17 protein-coding genes are annotated in these 19,892 nt (G+C 31.3%); 7 read left to right on the plus strand and 10 right to left on the minus strand.

The window, feature by feature from the left end; all coding sequences use genetic code 11:
* Positions 1-56 precede the first annotated feature (56 nt).
* The 6 genes from D6200_RS11175 to D6200_RS11200 all read right to left on the minus strand — a co-directional run bounded on the left by D6200_RS11175 (position 57) and on the right by D6200_RS11200 (position 9,272).
* Positions 57-1,601, minus strand: a complete 1,545-nt coding sequence (locus tag D6200_RS11175; RefSeq protein ID WP_047787991.1) for an Rne/Rng family ribonuclease — start codon at positions 1,599-1,601, stop codon at positions 57-59.
* A 293-nt stretch (positions 1,602-1,894) separates the two neighbouring features.
* Positions 1,895-2,185, minus strand: a complete 291-nt coding sequence (locus D6200_RS11180; RefSeq protein ID WP_047787990.1) for an HU family DNA-binding protein — start codon at positions 2,183-2,185, stop codon at positions 1,895-1,897.
* 136 nt (positions 2,186-2,321) lie between these two features.
* Positions 2,322-3,560, minus strand: coding sequence for a DUF4302 domain-containing protein (locus tag D6200_RS11185; RefSeq protein ID WP_073182311.1), 1,239 nt, complete (start codon positions 3,558-3,560; stop codon positions 2,322-2,324).
* A 5-nt stretch (positions 3,561-3,565) separates the two neighbouring features.
* Positions 3,566-4,426 carry a substrate import-associated zinc metallohydrolase lipoprotein gene (locus D6200_RS11190; RefSeq protein WP_073182310.1) on the minus strand — a complete coding sequence of 287 codons (861 nt, stop codon included), beginning with the start codon at positions 4,424-4,426 and terminating at the stop codon, positions 3,566-3,568.
* 10 nt (positions 4,427-4,436) lie between these two features.
* Positions 4,437-5,924 (minus strand): RagB/SusD family nutrient uptake outer membrane protein, encoded by a 1,488-nt coding sequence (locus tag D6200_RS11195; RefSeq protein ID WP_073182309.1) that lies wholly within the window; start codon positions 5,922-5,924, stop codon positions 4,437-4,439.
* Between the two features lie 12 nt (positions 5,925-5,936).
* Positions 5,937-9,272: a SusC/RagA family TonB-linked outer membrane protein gene (locus D6200_RS11200; RefSeq protein ID WP_073182308.1), complete on the minus strand. Its 3,336-nt coding sequence runs from the start codon at positions 9,270-9,272 to the stop codon at positions 5,937-5,939.
* A 211-nt stretch (positions 9,273-9,483) separates the two neighbouring features.
* Here D6200_RS11200 and mutY point away from each other — a divergent pair, with 211 nt between their 5' ends.
* Genes mutY through gldD form a run of 4 tightly spaced genes read left to right on the plus strand, consistent with a single transcriptional unit; the run spans position 9,484 to position 12,867 of the window.
* Complete coding sequence (gene mutY, locus D6200_RS11205; protein WP_073182307.1) at positions 9,484-10,524, plus strand: A/G-specific adenine glycosylase; 1,041 nt, start codon at positions 9,484-9,486, stop codon at positions 10,522-10,524.
* Between the two features lie 37 nt (positions 10,525-10,561).
* Positions 10,562-10,999, plus strand: a complete 438-nt coding sequence (locus D6200_RS11210) for a single-stranded DNA-binding protein (RefSeq protein ID WP_073182306.1) — start codon at positions 10,562-10,564, stop codon at positions 10,997-10,999.
* A gap of 19 nt (positions 11,000-11,018) precedes the next feature.
* The gene (gene gldE, locus D6200_RS11215) at positions 11,019-12,320 is read left to right on the plus strand and encodes a gliding motility-associated protein GldE (RefSeq protein ID WP_047787983.1); all 1,302 of its coding nucleotides are present in this window, start codon (positions 11,019-11,021) and stop codon (positions 12,318-12,320) included.
* Positions 12,313-12,867: a gliding motility lipoprotein GldD gene (gene gldD, locus D6200_RS11220; protein WP_073182305.1), complete on the plus strand. Its 555-nt coding sequence runs from the start codon at positions 12,313-12,315 to the stop codon at positions 12,865-12,867. The genes gldE and gldD overlap by 8 nt, the downstream gene beginning before the upstream one ends.
* A gap of 1 nt (position 12,868) precedes the next feature.
* Here the strand turns inward: gldD and D6200_RS11225 are convergent, their stop codons facing one another.
* The gene (locus tag D6200_RS11225; RefSeq protein ID WP_047787981.1) at positions 12,869-13,894 is read right to left on the minus strand and encodes a COX15/CtaA family protein; all 1,026 of its coding nucleotides are present in this window, start codon (positions 13,892-13,894) and stop codon (positions 12,869-12,871) included.
* Between the two features lie 115 nt (positions 13,895-14,009).
* A complete protein-coding gene (locus D6200_RS11230) occupies positions 14,010-14,378 on the minus strand; it encodes a cation transporter (protein ID WP_231128367.1) in 369 nt (122 codons plus the stop codon).
* Positions 14,379-14,467: 89 nt separating this feature from the next.
* Between D6200_RS11230 and D6200_RS11235 the strand changes: the two genes are divergently transcribed.
* Complete coding sequence (locus D6200_RS11235; RefSeq protein ID WP_047787979.1) at positions 14,468-15,340, plus strand: DMT family transporter; 873 nt, start codon at positions 14,468-14,470, stop codon at positions 15,338-15,340.
* An 82-nt stretch (positions 15,341-15,422) separates the two neighbouring features.
* Here the strand turns inward: D6200_RS11235 and D6200_RS11240 are convergent, their stop codons facing one another.
* Together D6200_RS11240 and D6200_RS11245 are read right to left on the minus strand one after the other, a co-directional pair.
* Entirely contained in the window at positions 15,423-17,477 is a 2,055-nt protein-coding gene (locus tag D6200_RS11240; RefSeq protein WP_073182304.1) for an insulinase family protein, read from the minus strand.
* A 21-nt stretch (positions 17,478-17,498) separates the two neighbouring features.
* Positions 17,499-18,815: a M16 family metallopeptidase gene (locus D6200_RS11245; RefSeq protein WP_073182303.1), complete on the minus strand. Its 1,317-nt coding sequence runs from the start codon at positions 18,813-18,815 to the stop codon at positions 17,499-17,501.
* A 206-nt stretch (positions 18,816-19,021) separates the two neighbouring features.
* On the opposite strand from D6200_RS11245, the gene rplU reads away from it, so the two are divergent.
* Positions 19,022-19,507 (plus strand): 50S ribosomal protein L21, encoded by a 486-nt coding sequence (rplU, locus tag D6200_RS11250; RefSeq protein ID WP_047787976.1) that lies wholly within the window; start codon positions 19,022-19,024, stop codon positions 19,505-19,507.
* 22 nt (positions 19,508-19,529) lie between these two features.
* Positions 19,530-19,790, plus strand: a complete 261-nt coding sequence (gene rpmA / locus D6200_RS11255; protein ID WP_028891690.1) for a 50S ribosomal protein L27 — start codon at positions 19,530-19,532, stop codon at positions 19,788-19,790.
* Positions 19,791-19,892 lie beyond the last annotated feature (102 nt).

A 19,892-nucleotide genomic window follows, 5' to 3' on the forward strand; every position in this document is an offset into this window, starting at 1 on the left:
ATAAAAAAATCCCATATCAAAACGATATGGGATTTTTATTTCATAATAAGATTGCCTTACTTACTTTTTTTGTTTTTTTTCAAATAAAACTTATACTGTAAGTATTGGTAAGCATCTCGAGGTAATATTTTAATCCACTTTTTGTGTTGAATAAACCACTTAAAACGAATTGAATTAACGCCTTTTGTTAAATAGGCAGCTATAAACGGATGCACATTTAATGTGATTTCTTTATATTTTTTGCCGCTATTAAGTATACGTTCTAATTCTGATTCTATTTTATCTAATAAAACAATAGGAGCTTCAACTTCTCCGTTTTTATTAGGGTTTGGTTCACGTGTTTTTATTTCTAATTCAGGTCGTACACGTTGTCTTGTAATTTGTACTAAGCCAAACTTACTTGGAGGTAAAATTTTATGTTTAGTACGGTCTAAAGACATTGCATCTTTTAAATGTTGATATAGTTTTTGTCTATTTTCTGCAGACTTCATATCAATAAAGTCAACAACAATAATTCCACCCATGTCTCGTAATTGTAATTGACGAGCTATTTCACTGGCAGCAATTAAATTGACTTCTAAAGCAGTTTCTTCTTGGTTTAAGGATTTGTTAGAGCGATTACCACTATTCACATCTATAACATGTAAAGCTTCTGTATGCTCAATAACTAAATAAGCTCCTTTACTCATTGAAACTGTTTTTCCAAACGATGTTTTAATTTGTCGTTCAATGCCATATTTTTCAAAAATAGGAACATCAGAACGATGATGTCTTACAATATTTTCCTTTTCAGGATATATTTCTTGTAAGTACTCTTTAATTTCAACTTTTAAGGTTTCATCGTTGGTTACAATACTTGTAAAAGAATCGTTCATAACATCTCTTAAAATAGAAGATGCTCTGTTTAATTCACTTAATATTTTTGTAGGAGTATTATTATTAGCTATGCGTTTGCACATAGTTTTCCATCTATCAAGTGAGTTTTGTAAATCTTTGTCAAGTTCTGCTACCTTTTTACCTTCGGCAACAGTACGTAAAATAAGTCCAAACCCTTTTGGTCTGATACTTTTTGCTAATTTTTTTAAACGTTCCTTTTCTTTCGGATCTGCTATTTTCTGTGATACCGATATGCGGTTAGAAAAAGGAACTAAAACTAAAAACCTACCTGCAATAGAAAGTTCCGAACTAATACGCGGACCTTTGGTAGATATTGGTTCTTTTACAATTTGTACTAATAAATTTTGACCTGATTTTAGTACATCGTTAATACTTCCGTCTTTATTGATATCTTCTTCAAAACGAAAGTTTTTTAAAGTGAATTCTTTGTAATTACCTGTGCTTACTTTTTTAATGAATTTATTTAAAGATTGTACTTGTGGACCTAAATCGTGATAGTGTAAAAAACCATCTTTAGGATAACCAACATTTACAAAAGCGGCATTTAAACCAGTCATTACCTTTCCTATTTTAGCAAGGAAAATATCACCGACTGAAAAATTATGATCGCTCGTTTCTTTGTTTAACTCAATAAGTTTACCATCTCTAAGTAAGGCGAAATCAATATCAGAAGAATTGGAACGAATTATTAATTCTGTTTTCATTCTGAATATGGTTTTGTGCCATCGTAAATTTTTACGAAGACGGATTAAAATTTGTAAACAGGTATGTTGTTTATACCATTTAAGGTGTTAAAACCTTAATGTCAATGAACGTAATTTATAAAAGCAACGAAAAAGTAAGCTACTGCTTACTTTTTCTTATGGCGATTTGCTCTTGCTCTTTTCTTTCTTTTGTGTGTAGAGATTTTAGCTCTCTTTCTTTTTTTACCACTTGGCATAGTTAAAATGTTTTGTAAAACCTTTTTATTGAAGGTTTTGGGTTAATACTTTTTTAATTATTTTACAGCTACTTTTGTTTTTACCCCTTCGGTAAATACTTTAGAAGGCTTAAAAGCAGGTATGTTGTGTGCAGGAATTTTGATAGTTGTATTTTTAGAAATGTTTCTACCAGTTTTTTCTGCTCTAGTTTTAATAATGAAGCTACCAAAACCTCTTAAATATACATTGTCACCATTCTCTAATGCATCTTTTACCTCTTCCATAAATGCTTCAACAGTGGCTAAAACATCTGCTTTTTCAATTCCGCTCTTATCTGAAATCTTAGATACGATATCTGCTTTTGTCATTATAAATATATTTTGTTTGTTTTCTTTTAAAAAATTGAGGGTGCAAATATATGATAATTAATTCATTCCGGAAAAAATAAGAATAAAAAACCCAAAAAACAATTGTTTTTTGGGTAAGTTTAATGAGAACAAGCTTTTATTTAACTATTGTAAACACAAAGTTAGGGTCGCCATCACTTGTTAAAATGGCAGTATCAGGGTTTATTAACTGCACTTTATAAGGAGATTTATTCACTAATAAATCAACTAGAGGATTTAAATGTGGTAGTAAACTCCAGTTTCTACCAGGGGCTAATTTACCTATAGCTAATAAATCTTTATTGCCTAAGACACCAGAAAAAGACATGCCATGTACACCAGAAGTAGAGCCTATTAAAAATGTAATCTCACCTTCACCAAGAAGATATATGTCATTTAAAGGGAAAGATGGAAATAACGAGTCGTGGATAGGTTTTACTGTGTTAAAAGTATCAATAAATTCTTGATTACTAAATGCAGGTCTAGCAGCTGTAGTCCAAGTAACAGTCATGTCGATAGGACTAGACACTATAGAAATAGAAAAGCTTCCATCAGCCGAAGTGTATTTATTTTCCGTTTCATTTAATGTAAACTCAGAATATTTTGTTCCGTTAACATCAATCGCCGGTGAAATTTCGATGCCACTAGACGTGAAGCCTACTCCGAAGTTCAACGAAGAATTACCTTCAAGGTTTGTAGCAAACCTTATTTCATCGTTTCCGATATAAGAAAAATTGTGAACAGTTCCATTATTTTCATAAGCTAAATGACCAGAAGAACTATTAAGGAAATCTTTCATGTCTTGGTACTTTTGAAAATCTGTCCAATCTTCTGCTGTAGCTTTTTTAAATCTCACCTCAATAAAATCTCTAGAAGTTCTAAAAACAATTTCATCGTTTTCAACACCGTAGTACATAAAGTTAAAATCACCTTTATATCCACTACCACCAAAATTAGGCAATGGAGCTGAGTTACCAGAATCTGATAATTCATGAAGTTCACTTTTTGTTGTGAAAATTAAAGTTGTTGTAGTGTTTAAACCTATGGTATATTCACTTTCAACTGGTGAAATATTATTATTAAAGTTACCTATTGTTCTAACTCTAGATTCATCTAAAAAATCAAATAAGAAAGTATATCCTCCTAGGTTATTATTATCAGTAAAGTATACTGTTTTCCATCCGTGTTCTGAAGAAAGAAGTAAATCTCTTAATTCTTTCTCTCTTTGATTCATACGTTCGGTTGGCGATTGATTAAATAACTCCTCTTCTTTATTTTCATTACAAGATGTAATAAAAAGAGATAGAGTAAATAAAGCCAAAAGCACACGTATTTTAGTTATATGTTTTTTTATCATTTTAATTATTTAGTGAATTCATCAACATTTTTTGCTACTAACTCTTGTAGTTCATACAAGTCTATATTAAAATTATCTTTGTAGTATTTAACTACAATAGCTTCCTTTTTTCTGATATCTTCTTTTGCTTTAGTGCTTGTAATACCGTTTACTTTTGCATCATAATCTGCTTTGTTTGAAGATAGCATAGCGTTTATCATTTCAGCAAAATCTTCATGTTCGTTTGCTCTTGCATAAGCAGAAATAAACCCTAATTCTCTAGCCTCAGCATCAGATATCTCGAACCATTGCCCTGTGTAATCAGACGGAGTAATGTTTCTATAAGCTATTTCATCAAAGGGAATTCTTTGGTTTAAAATATGTATATATTCATGTTGAATTGTTCCAATGAATTGTATTAATTGATCTTTGTTTTTATAGTCTTGATTATCTACTTCAAAAAACACGATTCGCATTCCACTTTCGGCTAAACCTAAAACAGAAGTTGCTCCACCTGGGTTTATGTTTTGTCCACCCACTAAAAGAATTTCTCTAGGTGCTATATTTTTAATAAAGTTTTCACCTCCTAATTGTGAGTAAGGTTCAACCCAAACTGCTTTAATAGCCTCCATTGCAGGTCTAACATTCTCTATCTTAGGTGGGTGTAAATATCTGTTTAAATCAACTTTCCCTGGTCCCCATTTGTAAGAAACCTCTATGTTATAGGGTGTAGTATAATTATCTCGTAACCACTTGTCGGTTTCATTCAGTACAGGTGTAGAGATATTTATATTACTTGAACCTAAATCTTCCTCCTTTGTTGTGCATGATGAGCAAATTAATCCCAGCACGCCAATACCTAATAATAATTTGTTTATTTTTTTCATACTGTTTGTTTTATCTTGGATTTTGCTGTAAACCTCCGTTTTGAGCTGTTAAAGGTATTTGTAATTGTTTTCTTAAATCCTGTTTTTCAAGCACAACATTTGAACCATTATCTAGTTCGTGTGTAATACTTAGGTTAAAACGTCTTACATCGAACCAACGGAAGCCTTCGTGGTAAAACTGTCTTCTTTTAAACTCAGCTATAGCTTTAATGAAAGAGGTTTGCTTATCATTTAAGCCATAAGCTGGTGTGTACTCATTAGCAATAACAGGATATTCTGATTGAATTAAGCTTTCTGTTAGTATATCGGTTTTAGGATCATAGGTTTCTGTTTTGTTTCCTATGTAAGCGTTTAAGTAATTTAAGGCTTCATTATAATTTTCTAACATAACAGATGCTTCTGCTCTATTTAGTATTACTTCGTCTTTATCAAACATTGTTTGTGCTAAATAAGGTAAGCCGATACCAGCACTTTCATTTGTATACTTGAAATATTCGTTATATTTTGGAGTAAAATAAGTGTACTGATTAGATCTATATGTGTCATAAGCCCAATTCTTTTTAAATGGGTTTGATGATCCTGTAAATAATTGAGGCCTTATTTTGTCTACCGATAACCCAAATCGTGAAGATCTATGTCTTCTTGCCCATATTGAGTTTGTAGAAATGATTAATAAATTGGCAGGCTCGTCAACACTATTATATAACATTCTTATTCCTGTTAAATTCATATTTCCATAAGCAACCATATTTCTAGCTTCAGAAACAGGATTGGTAACTACTTTATCTGCATGCTCAATTACTTTATCCCATTGACCTTTGTATAAATAAAATCTAGCAGCAAAGGCATTAGCAGCATCTTTAGTGAAATGAAACTTAGGAGAGTTATAATTATCACCAACCATTGAAAGTCCTTTAGTTAAATCTTTCTCAATAAGATCGTATACTTCTTGAACTGTATTTCTTTTGTAGGTTTTAAAAAGAACAGTTTCAGGTTCTAATACGTAAGGAATTCCTAGGTCGGTAGAAGCTGTATTAGCATCATAGTGTTTTGCCCAAAAATTAACTAACATAAAATGAGCATAAGCTCTGGCAATTAAAGCTTCACCTTTTTGAGCATTTAAGTCAAACTTATTTTTTAATTCTTCAATAGAAGCTAATGCTTGGTTTGCTTGTGAAATTGCTTCATAACAAGAATTCCAATAGTTAACAGGAGAGCCTCTTTCTTCTAAATTAGAGTCTTGCCATTGATATAGTTGTAGATCTAATTGTTCAACATTTGAAACATTACCTTTATCATCAGCATTGTCAGACATTATTTCTGCCATTAGTGCATAATCTTGATCTGGATATGCTGCTGTAATTAATTGAGAAACTTTATCAGGAGAATCAATTAATGTTCTGTTATCTGGTAATTCAGATAAGTATTCACTACATCCTACAAAAGTAAAGGCTAATGTAGCATATAGTATAACTTTGTTTATTTTATTTTTAATCATACTATTATTTTGTTAAAATCCTAAATTTAATGAAAAAGTATATTGCCTAGTAATTGGTAATGCAACTCCACCTGTTTGATAGAATTCTGGATCTTGACCGTTAAGTTTAGAGTCAGAGTATAATAAAAACAAGTTTGTTCCTTGAAATTTAACTTTTAAATGTGAAAGGCCTAGTTTTTCAACTAGTTCATTATTAAACTTATATCCTAATGAAATGTTTTTCATACGTAAAAAATCCCCATCTGCTACTCGCTCAGTAGAATAGTTGTAAGCATTATAAACCGTTCTTAAGTTTGAGTTTCTTTGAAAAGCAGAAGGGTCTGGTAATACAGGGATGTTGGTTATATTCTCATCTCCAGGGTTAAGCCATCTGTTTACATGACTCTTAGAAAAAATGCTTGTATCAGAATAAGTAGAGCTAAATACAGGGTTTAACCTTACTTTATTTCCTCCGCTACCAGTTATCAATACTCCTAAATCCCAGTTTTTGTAAGTGAAATTGTTAGAAAAACCAACTGATATATTAGGGTTTACGGAACCTTCGTGTTTTAAGTAGTCAGTTAAGTTTTCGTTGTTTTGAAAGTCTAAAACAGAAGCTACTTCACCATCTTTATTTATAAACTGTGGTAATCCTTCGTTATTTAAACCTGCAAATTGAAAAGAAAACATTGAGTTGATAGGGTACCCTACAACATTACCTCCAGTTTGATCTACTAAATCAAAGGCAATAGGTGTATTGTCTAATTTTGTAATTTCTTGATCAAAATATGAGAAATTAATGTTAGAAGACCATGTAAAGTTATCTGTTACTATGTTTTTAGTGTCTAAAGTAAATTCTATACCATAAGTTTCAACATCTGCGTTATTTCCTTGTTTTATAAATTGCCCACCGATACCAGAAGTTCTTACAAAATCAATATTATCAAATATATCTCTTTTGTAAACATCTGTTATTAAATTAACTCTATTGTTGAATAAGCCTAAGTCGACACCAAAGTTTAATTCATATTGCTTTTCCCATGTTAACTCAGAATTTTGTAATGCAGTTATATTTAAGAAGTTTTCTCTATCTGCTGGTAAAAGTCTGTCTGCTATTTGACTTGTAAATATAGCTAATGCATTTGTTGCGTTACCAGGAGTTGCCACTAAACCATATGAAGTTCTAAACTGTAAGTTACTAAAAGTGTTAGAGTTTTCTAAGAAAGACTCTTTACTAGCGTTCCATTTAGCACTAACAGTTCCTGTTGGTAACCACCTTGAGCTACTACTGCGCCCTTGTCTGTTAGACCCGTCATATCTTCCTGTTAAAGAGAAAACATATTTATCGTCATAAGAATAAGTTGCCTTACCAAAGAAAGCTACTGTTCTTTCTCTTTCTTTAGTTAATCCAAAATAAGCTTCGCCTCCATTTATCAGTTTTTCAAGAATTCTAGGGTCTGTGAATGCTGTTAAACCATTGTCGTATTGTAATCCATATCCTGTAAACCTGTCTGAATTTCTATTTACAAATCTTATCTCTTGACCTAACAATGCATTAAAATTATGTTTTTCATTAAACGTATTGTCGTACTTAAAACTATTTCTAGCATAAAAAGTCGTTAAGTAGTCGTCGTTTTTAAAATAGATACCACCGTTTGGTAAAACCGCAACAGGTAAAGCATCAGAATCTGTAGGGTCTTGATATAAAAATATATTATCATCTCTTAAAACAGTTGAAGAATCAGCATTATAAGCTCTTACAACATTTGAATTTTCTCTAACGTTATGTTCTCTTACGGTATTAACAAAACGACCAGCACCATTAAAATCGTAAGTAATGTTGTCTGTTATTTTATAAGATGCATCTAATTGGAATCGAATATCTCTTTGGTTGATGTCAATAGAGTTGTTAGCTAACTCTTCTAATATATTAAAGTCAGCCCAGTTGTTTCTATAATACTCATAACCTCCAGTATCGTTATATGGTCTTAATGTTCTAGAGGTATTAAGAGCGTAACTAAAAGGGTTGATATCAAATTCACGAGATATGTCTCCTGTTACTGGATCTGATTCTCTGCTGAATGTACCTGGTGCTTTTTGTTTTCTTATGGATGCGTTAACAGCAAGAGTAGCATTAAACTTATCAGAAAAATAGAACGTATTTTTTAAGTTAGTTGTAAAACGAGTTACCTTATCAGCAATCGTCCATCCCGGATCATGCAAAAGACTCACAGAAGCATAGTAAGAATTATTTTCACTACCACCAGAAAGACTTAAAGAGTGGTTTTGCATTAAAGAGCTATTTCTAAATAATGTTTTAAACCAGTCAGTATTAGCTAGCTCATACTTACGTAAAAAAGCTTCTCTAGCTTCAGGAGTATTTCCTAGTTCAAACATTCCAGTAGATTCATTGTAATTATCTAAAGCAGTAGCTCTAATATAATAAACACCACCATATCTGCCTCTAGAAACGCTAGGTAATTGAAAAAAACCCCTACTTTCATTTTCTCTAAAAATAGCCATACTTTCTTTAGAGTTTAATAAATCAAAATTACTATACGAAGGTATGTCGCGTATTGTTTGTTCTAGGTTATAATTAAGTTTTAAAGGAGAATCTTTTCTACCAGACTTAGTAGTTATTACTACTACACCATTTCTTGCTCTAGCACCATAAATAGATGTAGCTGAAGCATCTTTTAAAATATCTATTTTTTTAATATCATTGGCATTTATACCTGCTATAGATGAGCTGATTAAGGTTGAAGGGTCACCAGATGTTAATTGATCTAGGTTTTGTTCAATAACATCTTCTTGTACCACACCATCAATTACATACAAAGGTGTGTTGTTTCCAAAAATAGAAGAAGACCCTCTAATGGTAATGTTTGGAGCAGTACCGAATGTTCCTGAAAGGTTTTGAATGTTAACCCCTGCAACTCTACCTTCTAACATGCGAGTTACATCTACAACTCCATCTAATTTAAGATCATCTATCCCTACAGAGACGGCGGAACCCGTAAAGGTTTTTTTGTTTATTTTGTCGTAACCAGTAGCGATAACTTCTACTTCATTAAGAATGTTAGCGTCATCTTCTAATACTAAATTAATTACGGATTGGTTTAGTACTTTTACTTCAGTAGTCTTTTTTCCAATAAAACTGAAAACAAGTACATCTCCTTGATTTACTCTAATGGTATAATTTCCATCAAAATCTGTTTCTGTTCCTTTGGTTGTGTTTTTAATTAAAACAGTAACACCAGGAAGAGGTCCAGTTGTGTCGGAAATTGTACCAGAAATACTTTTTTCTTGAGCGTATGTTATTCGCCCAAGTAACACTATAAATAGTGTTAGCATGAATTTAGATTTCATTAATTAAATTATTTAAATTAGTACCCGGAAAAAAATAAATTTTCCCCTTCATTATCAGAGGTAATAACAGTTTAAAGTATTTTTACCCTACTTTTTTGTAAAAAAAAACTAACTAAATTATGTTTTTGTTTGTTTTTTGTTGTTTTAAGTGGTTATAATGTAATTGTGTTTTTGTTTGTTGTGTTTTTTTTAATTTAAATAGTGTTTTTTTTTGGTTTTTAAATTGATTTGTTGGTATGGTGAGAATAAAAGGAGTCTTCCTTGGAGAGAGACAAAGAATCCTTATTTTATTTGGTTGAGTGAAATAATGCTACAACAAACCAGAGTAGAGCAAGGTTTGCCTTATTACTTAAAGTTTACAAAGGCATTTCCAACAGTGTTTGATTTAGCAAAAGCAGATGAAAGTGAAGTGTTAAAATTATGGCAAGGTTTAGGTTACTACTCTAGGGCGAGAAATTTACATTTTACAGCTAAATTCGTGGCAAATGAATTAAAAGGTATGTTTCCTAGTTCGTACAAAGAGTTGATTAAGTTAAAAGGCGTGGGAGATTATACGGCTTCAGCTATTGCTTCCATTTGTTTTAAAGAACCAGTTGCTGTTGTTGATGGTAATGTGTACAGAGTTCTTTCTCGTTATTTCGGCATAAGTACCCCAATAAATTCTACTAAGGGAATTAAAGAGTTTAAGGAGTTGGCGCAAACACTTATTGATACCTCACAACCGGATGTGTATAATCAAGCTATAATGGATTTTGGAGCGATGCATTGTAAACCTCAAAATCCTCTGTGTAATAAATGTCCATTAGCTAATGGCTGTGTGGCTTTAGCAAAAAATCAAATAAAAGAGCTTCCAGTAAAAGAGAAAAAAACAAAAATAAAAAAAAGATATTTTAATTATTTGGTTCCAATAACAGAAGAAAATAAAACTGTTTTAGAAGAGCGAAAGGGTAAAGGTATTTGGCAAGGATTGTATCAATTTCCTTTAGTGGAGACACAAAAGAAAACAAGCGAAGAAGAATTAGTGAAAAATAAACAGTTTACAATGCTTTTCCCAGAAGAAACTACAATTTCTCTTTTTAATACTGAAGATATTATTCATAAACTATCGCATCAACACTTAATTACTAAGTTTTGGATAGTAAAAACTAGGAAAGTTAATGAACAAATGATGGATTGGGCTGTAGTAAAAAAATATCCAGTACCAGTGTTAATTGATAAGTTTTTAGAGGAATATTTAAGCAAAGAATCTTAAAATTTGTATATTTGATTTTACGCAAAATTATAATGCTATGGCAGGAACAATAAATAAAGTCATTTTAATAGGGCATTTAGGCGATGAGGTAAAAATGCATTATTTTGAAGGAGGAAACTCAATAGGGCGATTTCCTTTAGCAACCAATGAAACCTACACCAACCGACAAACAGGAGAAAGAATAACAAATGTTGAATGGCATAATGTAGTTGTACGTAATAAACTAGCAGAAATTTGTGAAAAATACTTAACTAAAGGAGATCGAGTATATTGTGAAGGACGTATAAAAACACGACAGTATGAAGTTGATGGACAAAAAAGGTATACAACCGAAATTCATGTACAAGACATGACGTTTTTATCAACAAAAAAAGATCCAAACAATGCACAACCAAATGTGGTGCCTACTCAAGTAGCTCCTAATCATACACCACCAAATGTAGGTAATGAAGAAGATGATGATTTACCGTTTTAGTTTAATTAAATTTTAAAAATTGGACCCAGAACCCGAACCTTTACTTTTAGTATTATCAAGTTTTGATTGGTTGACTGCTATCAACTGTTTGTTGTTACTTTTATTATTGATTTGTTCTGCATTAGTTTCAGGAACTGAAGTTGCTTTCTTTTCAATTTCACAAACAGAATTAGATGAGTTGTCAACAAACACCAAAGAAGAAAATACTGTAGTAAAACTGCTTCAAGATCCTAAAAAGTTATTAGGGACCATTTTAATAACAAATAACTTTATTAATATTCTTATTGTATTACTCTTTGCAAGTATTGGTAGAGTGTTTTTTATTGGTTTATCAGATGTTTTGAGGTTTTTGGTAGAAGTGATTCTTGTTACTTTCTTAATTTTATTATTTGGTGAAGTGTTACCTAAAGTATATGCTAGTAGAAAATCATTACAGTTTGCAGAGTTTATGTCAAAACCTATTTTAGCATTAAACACTTTACTTACACCTTTAAGTTTACCGCTTATTAGATTAACAAGTGTTGTTGAAAACAAGCTTGGCAATAAGAATAATAACCTTTCTGTAGAGCGTTTGTCACAAGCATTGGAGTTAACATCTGATGACGCAACGACTAAAGAAGAACAAAAGATTTTAGAAGGGATTGTAAGTTTTGGGAATACTGAAACGGTACAAATTATGAAGCCTCGAACAGATGTGTGTGCAATAGCAGATGATACTAGTTACGAAGAGGTGTTACAAACTATTTTAAAAAACGGATATTCAAGAAATCCAGTATATCATGAAAGTATTGATAATATTACTGGAGTTTTATATGCTAAAGATTTATTAGAGCACTTGAGTAAGAAAACGTTTAAGTGGCAAAAGTTGTTGAGAGAACCATTTTTTGTGCCAGAAAATAAAAAACTAGATGATTTGCTAGTAGAGTTTCAAGAAAAGAAAAAACATTTGGCAATTGTAGTTGATGAGTACGGTGGTACAAGCGGAATTGTAACATTAGAAGATGTAATAGAAGAAATAGTAGGTGATATCAATGATGAATTTGACGATGAAGACCTTACTTACTCGAAACTTGATGAAAATAATTATATTTTTGAAGGAAAAATAACTATTAAAGATTTTTGCCGTGTCTTAGAAGATGAAGATGAGGAAAAATTTGAAGAGGCTAAAGGAGAAAGTGAAACTATAGCAGGTTTTATTTTAGAAGTCTCAGGTAAATTTCCAAAAAAAGGTGAAAAAATAAACTTTAGTAATTATACGTTTACTATTGAAGCGTTGGCTAAAAAACGTATAAAACAAGTAAAAGTTACCCGAAATGCGTAAACTCTCTTTGCTGATATCAGCAATATTTTTAATAAGTTGTGGTGAGGAAACCTTACCTAAGCCAAAAGGTTATCTAAGTTTAGAGTATCCTGATAAGGTTTATAAAAAAGAAAATTTAAATAAACCATATGCGTTTGAAATAGCTCAAATAGCTCAAACCAAAGATTTACCGAAAGGCTGGATAAAAATTGAGTATCCAAGTTTAAAAGCATCGGTAGATATCACATATCGCCCTATTGAAGGAAATTTAAGAGAATTATTAATAGAATCTGAAAAACTAGTATTTGAACATGCTATTAAAGCAGATCAAATTACTGCTCCAGTAGAATATGCAAATCCAAATACAAAAGTTTACGGAAGTTTATACCAAATTTTAGGGAATGCTGCATCACAAGTGCAGTTTCACGCAACAGATAGCTCTAAACACTTTTTAAAAGGGTCTTTATTCTTTTATACCAAACCAAATTACGATTCTATTTTACCAGCAGTTGAATACATCAAAAAAGATATGATTCATATGATGGAAACGCTTGAATGGAAAGATTAAGCTATTGAATCGTTACTTTCCTACTCTGTAACCACAAATAAAATTGTAATCCGAATAAAATAGCACCTGATAATAAGTGTACAGCTTGCGTGCCTAAAGGGAATTCTGCATAGTACATTAAAATACCTGTAATCGTTTCTAAAAAGATTAAGAAAACTATCCAATTTACTAGTTTATATCCTAAATTTTTTATTTGATTTAAGTAGAATAATCCAAGATTTACCAATACAATAGCAATAGTAAACGAACGATGAATATAAAATTTAAGGTTAGGATCCATTAAGCTGTAGTGCTTGTTTTCAAATCCGTGTAGTTTTACTTGTTCGTCAATAAATTGGCGTACTTGTGTTCCTAAAGCAATTTGTATTAGCGAAAATATAGCTGAAAGAATTACTAACTTACTAAATAATGAATTGTATTTGTAAGATGTTTTCTTTCGATCGGAAACGATGTAAAGCAGCCATAATAATAAAGCAACAATAACTAAACCTCCAACCATATGAATGGTGATAATTGTTGGTTTTAGGTTTGAGTCTACAACAGTTTTTCCTAGCCAAGCTTCAAACAACATTAAAAAGAAAGCTCCGAATGATAAAAGAGTTATTTGTTTGTTTTCTTTCCAAAACTTAACAGAAACAAAAATTAAAAACAAAAAAGGAATTCCTGCCAGAGCAGAACTTAATCGGTTAATATACTCTGTCCAAGTATGAAATTTGTTGAACTTAGCGTAATCGTGTTTGGTGTACTTTTCCCAGTTATTAGCATTAAATTCATCAGTGGTTTTAATATTGTGACCTGCTACAAATAAGGCTTCATCTTTTACGATAATCATTCCTTTTTTGTACTCGTAATTAGGTTGCCAAGTAATTTCTTCTTCAGAAGTTGGTGGGATGTAATACCCGAAACATTTTGGCCAATCAGGACACCCCATTCCTGAACCTGTCATACGAACAACAGAACCGGCTAGAAAAATAACATATACAGCAATCAACGAGATTTTTACAATGAGAGGAAAATGTTTCTTCATCTGACGAAAAGTTTTAGCAAAGATACTTAAAAGGCATAAAAAAAGCTCCTTATTAAGGAGCTTTCGATATTGTTTAAATTGAATCTTATTTACGCCAAATTAAGATGTAGCAAGGTTATTCTTCTTCTTTTTTTGTAATCTCTGAAGCCTTGTACATGTCACCGCTACCAATTCCTTCAACAAAAGCAATTAAATTAGTTTTGTTTGTTTTGTTAGCATCATATTTAATAGTTGCAATACTATCATTAAAAACAACGTTTGCTTCTAAAACGCCTTCTTTCTTACTTAAGTCAGAAGCTATTTTTCTAGCACATCCTATTTCACAAGTCATTCCTGAAATACTTAAAGAAAGTTCTTTAGCATTAGCAGCAATTTCAGTTTTTTGTTCTTGAGTAACCTCCTCTTTTTTAGCTTCATTTTTACATCCAACAGCTAAAAAACTTACGATAACTAAAGCAAATAGTATTTTCTGAATTTTCATCATTTTTATTTATTGAGTTATTCAGCAAATTTATCAATAAAATCAAAATTAAAAATAGAAATAAACGACTTTTGTGCTTAAAATTATTGAAAATGAATAATCAACAACAAAAATGGTTGTTTTTAATTGTGCTTTCGCTAGTTTGGGGAAGTTCTTTTATTTTAATGAAAAAAGCCTTGATAGGATTAACTCCAATTCAGGTAGGTGCTTTACGAATGTTAATTACAGCATTTTTTTTATTGTTAGTTGGGTTTAAGAGTTTAAAAAGAATTCAAAAAAAACACTGGAAGTATGTGATAATTACGGCTGGTTTAGGAACTTTTTTTCCTGTATTTCTATTCGCATTTGCAATACAGGGAATAGATAGCTCAATAGCTGCTATTTTAAATTCGCTTACCCCTTTTAACACTTTTGTTTTTGGAGCATTAGTTTTTGGGTTTTCTTTTAAAAAGAAACAATTAGTTGGAATTTTAATAGGTTTAATAGGTACTTTAATTTTAATTTTAAAAGGAGCAGAGTTAAATCCTAACCAAAATTACTGGTATGCATTATTAGTAGTAGTTGCGTCAATAGGTTATGCTTTTAACGTTAATACAATAAAAAAATACTTATTTGATTTGGATGCTTTAGCAATAACAGTTGGACATTTTGTAGTGCTTACTGTTCCAGCATTTATCGTTTTAGCGTTTTCTGGCTTTTTTTCAACTTTTGCAATAACAGCAGAAACAACTTCTGCATTGGGTTATGTAGCAATATTAGCTGTTGTAGGTACAGGAGTAGCAAAAGTGTTATTTAATAAAATGGTGCATTTATCATCTCCTGTTTTTGCAGCTTCTGTAACATATTTAATTCCAGCAGTTGCTGTAATGTGGGGAATTATTGATGGAGAAAAATTAAGTTTAATTCAGTTGTTAGCGGGAGGAATTATTCTGCTTGGAGTTTGGTTGGTAAATAAAGCAAGATAATTTTAAAAATGACTTAAATAAAAAGAGCCAAAATATAATATTTTGGCTCTTTTTTTAGTTTTTATAGATTTAAGTCTAACTATTATTTAAAATCAGCGTCAGAAACCCCTTCATTAATTTTAATTTCTTTCGTGATGAACTCAAAAGTCATTGGTCCATTCTTTTGAATCATTTTATGAGGGAATTTAATTCCATTTACTTCTTTGTAATCTGAAAAAACAACAGGTACTTTCATTTCTCCTTGTGGTCCTTTAGCGGTTTTAACCTCTTTAACCTTTAACCCAGATTTTACATCATAAAAGATTTCTTTTTTACCATGTTTAATCACATAAGCATTGTTTCCGTCTATAGGCTCAATTCTGTCCAAAGTGCCTGTTTTATAAGCTTTGTCAGCAAAAGGAGCAGCAGTGTTTTTAACTTCTTCTAAATCTTCACCTGTCATTTCTTTTTTCTGACCTTGAACTTCTTGATATCCTTTAGTTCCGTCAAAAATTACTTTTTGCATTACGTTGCCCATCATAGAAACGACTACAGAAGATTTATTAGGTGTAGCGCTTTTTTGGACTAAACTTAATTGCATTCCTTGAACTTTTGCTTCAGAAGAAATCATTAAAGAATTCACGTTTCCTACTTTATCTAATCCTCCAATAGCCTTAAAGTAATTGTTAATAACTGAACTTGATGTAGTTCCTTCAGGAATAGGTAAGCTCATTTCAGGTTTTTTAGTAGGGTTAGCATACGCATCAAAATAATTTATTTTATATTCTGATGTTTTTTCTAAGTTCTTTAAAACATCAATTCCTTTACCTGTAATAATTATACGAGCTTTATCTCCTCTGAAATGTTTAATTGCTGCGTTTTGTACATCGTCTAAAGTAACAGAGTTGATATTTTCTAAATATTTTTCATAAAAATTGTTTGGCAAATTATAACGAGCAATATTTAATGCAAAATTCGCTGCTACAGATGGTTTTTGAACATTACGTACAAAACTACCTATATATTCAGCTTTTGAATTTTTTAATTCTTCAGGTGTTACTTTTTGATAACGAATTTTATTAATTTCTTTTTGAATTTCTACAACAGCACTATCTGTAACTATATTTCTTACAGCTGCACTTGCTTTAAAAACACCAGCATTTTTATTTTTATCTTGTGAAAGATTCGAATAAGACCCGTATGTGTAGCCTTTATCTTCACGCAAGTTCATGAATAAACGTGCAGTACCACCGCCTCCTAAAATATTATTTGCTAATAGAGCTGCGTAATAATCTTTATCACCTAATGTTAAATCAACTGTGTTAATCACAGCTACTTGAGATTGTACTGCATTTGGCATGTTTATAAAATTAATTTCAGTAGTTTCAACATTGGTAGGTACATTGTAGCTAGTGGTAGGTATGGTTCCTTTTTTCCAATCGCTGAATAAATTCTTAACTAATTTTTTAGTCTCAGTAGGGTTAATATCTCCAACTATTACAAGGTATGCGTTATTTGGCTTGTAGTAGGTGTTATAATTGTTTTTTGCATCTTGTAGTGTAATATTTTTAATACTTTCTTTAGTTATGAACTCGCCATACGGATGATTTTTACCATATACTAAAGCATCTTCAACCCTTCTAGCAACAGCTTCTACACTTTTTTCGTTAGATTTAATTCCTTCTAAAGTACGTTCAATTACTTTATCAAACTCTTCTTGTGTAAATTTAGGGTTTTTAACCCCGTCAGCCATTAAACCTAAAACCTCTCCAAAATACTTTGTTAATGATCTTACTGAGGCTCCATTGCTTCTAAAAGAAACATTTGCTCCAAGGTAATCAACCCTTTCATTAAACTCATCTTTAGGCATATTTGTTGTGCCGTTACCTAGCATGTCTCCCATAACCTGAGAAACACCTGTTTTATCACCTTCTAAATAAATAGGGTTATCAATTGTTAATGAAGCAGAAACCCTTGGTAATTTATGGTTTTCAACCATAATTACTTGTAAACCATTGTTTAATTTGAACTTTTCGGCTTTCCCTAACTTAATTTTAGGAGCTGGCCCTGGCTTTGGTTGTACACTTCTATCTATTTGAGCATTTACAGCAAAAGACATGCTTACAACTGCTAATGCTGCTATTATTATTTTTTTCATATTGAATGTCTTATTACTGAATTATTTTTTTGATTCTGGTAAATATTCCATTACCAAACGTTGGTTAGTGTTTAAGTATTTTTTTGCTACGTCTCTAATTTCCTCACGTGTAATTGATCTATAAATATCAATTTCAGTATTTATTAAATTAGTATCACCATACAATACATTGTAGCGAGCTAATGAATTAGCAATACCTTCTACACTTGAGTTTGCATTCACAAAGTTGTTTTCAAATTTATTTTGTAGCTTTTGATAATCTTTTTCTGAAATTAAATTTGTTTGAAGTTTTACAACCTCTTCATCAATTTCTTTTACTAAACTTTGTAAAGAGTTATTTCCTAGCGGAAGTGCAAATAAAATATAGGTCCCATAATCTTCTTGACTTAGGTTTATTGCACCAGCCTGTAAAGCCATTTTTTTAGTATCAACTAATTTTTTATAAAGTACAGAGCTTTTTCCACCACTTAAGTAAGTAGAAATCATATCTAACACTCTAGCATCTCTGGTTTTCATAGAAGGAGTTCTATAAGCAGCCATAATTGCAGGTATTTGAATGTTAGGGTCGTAAGCTTTGGCAAAAAACTCTTTTGTAATAGGGTCTTCTTTCGGAAAATTTCTTACTATATCTTTACCTCTAGGTATAGGCTCAAAATAATCTTTTATAAGTCGTTTAGCTTCTTTAAGCTCAAAATCTCCTGCAACTACCAAAGTAGCATTGTTTGGAACATAATATTTTTTATTAAATGCTAAGAATTCTTCTAAGGTAGCAGCATCTAAATGTTCCATCTTACCTATAGTAGTTCCCTTATATGGATGTTTTTTAAACATGTTTTTCTTAACATTTTCTAAAAAACGAGAGTAAGGTTGGTTGTCTACACGTAAGCGCTTCTCTTCTTTTACAACCTCATTTTGTGTATCTACACCCTCTTGACCAATAATTGGATGTAATAAGCGTTCAGACTCCATCCATAAGCCTAATTCTAAATTATTAGAAGGAAAAACCTCGTAATAATAAGTTCTATCATCGGTAGTGTTAGCATTATTAGTACCTCCATTAGAGGAAACTATTTTAAACCACTCTCCTTTTTTTATGTTTTTTGTACCCTCAAATAATAAATGCTCAAAAAAGTGAGCCATTCCTGTCCTATTTGGTTGCTCATCTTTCGCGCCTACATGGTACATAACAGATGTTGTTACTACTGGTGCTGTATTATCTTGATGTAAAATAACATGCATTCCATTGCTTAAATCATACTCTTCAAAATCAACTTTTTGAGCATACGTAAAATGAAATGCTATAAAAGCTGAAGCTAGAGTGATAACTCTTTTTCTCATTGATTAAAGTTTAATTTTTAATATTTTCGTGTATGTGACGTGAAGTTATAGTAATTGTTACATTCAAAACAATAAAAATTAAACTTTTTTATCTTAAAAGAGTAATTTTCTGAGTAATACATTTTTTTTTGAAGTAAAAAATGTATATTTGCACCCGCATTTTTCTTAAGAAAGTGTGAATAAAGTATAAACGCAAAACAAATAGTATGTACGCAATCGTAGAGATAGCAGGGCAGCAATTTAAAGTAGCAAAAGACCAAAAAGTATACGTACACCGTTTACCAGAAGCAGAAGGATCAAAAGTAACTTTTGATAATGTAATGCTTATTGAAGATAAAGGAAACGTAACTATTGGCGCCCCAGCTATAGAAGGTGCAGGAGTAACTGCAAAGATTTTAGGTCACTTAAAAGGTGATAAGGTAATCGTTTTCAAAAAGAAAAGAAGAAAAGGTTACAAAAAGAAAAATGGACACAGACAGTATTTAACTGAAATCCAAATCGAAGGAATTTCTGCATCAGGAGTTAAAAAGGCAGCAGCTAAAAAAGAAACTCCTAAAACAGAGGTTAAAGAAGAATCGACAGATTTAAGTTCAATGACTGTTGCAGAATTAAAAGCTTTAGCTAAAGAAAAAGGTATTTCAGGATACACTTCTTTAAAGAAAGCAGAATTAATTGAAGCATTAAGTAAATAATTAACTTTAAAAACTTACAAAGATGGCTCATAAGAAAGGTGTCGGTAGTTCGAAGAACGGTCGTGAATCAGAATCGAAACGATTAGGAGTAAAGATTTTTGGAGGACAGGCTGCTATTGCAGGTAACATTATTGTTCGTCAAAGAGGAACTCAACACAATCCAGGTGAAAATGTTTACATGGGAAAAGATCATACTTTACATGCTAAAGTTGATGGTGTTGTAAAATTCCAAAAGAAAAGAGATAATAAATCATACGTTTCTGTTACTCCATTTGAGGCTTAGGAAACTAACTGATTAGGATAAGATAAAAAGCTCAACTAAATTTAATTTAGTTGAGCTTTTTTTGTGCATATAAATTAAACGAACATTGAAATTTATATATAA

This window comes from Tenacibaculum mesophilum, from assembly GCF_003867075.1.
GTDB lineage: Bacteria > Bacteroidota > Bacteroidia > Flavobacteriales > Flavobacteriaceae > Polaribacter > Polaribacter mesophilus.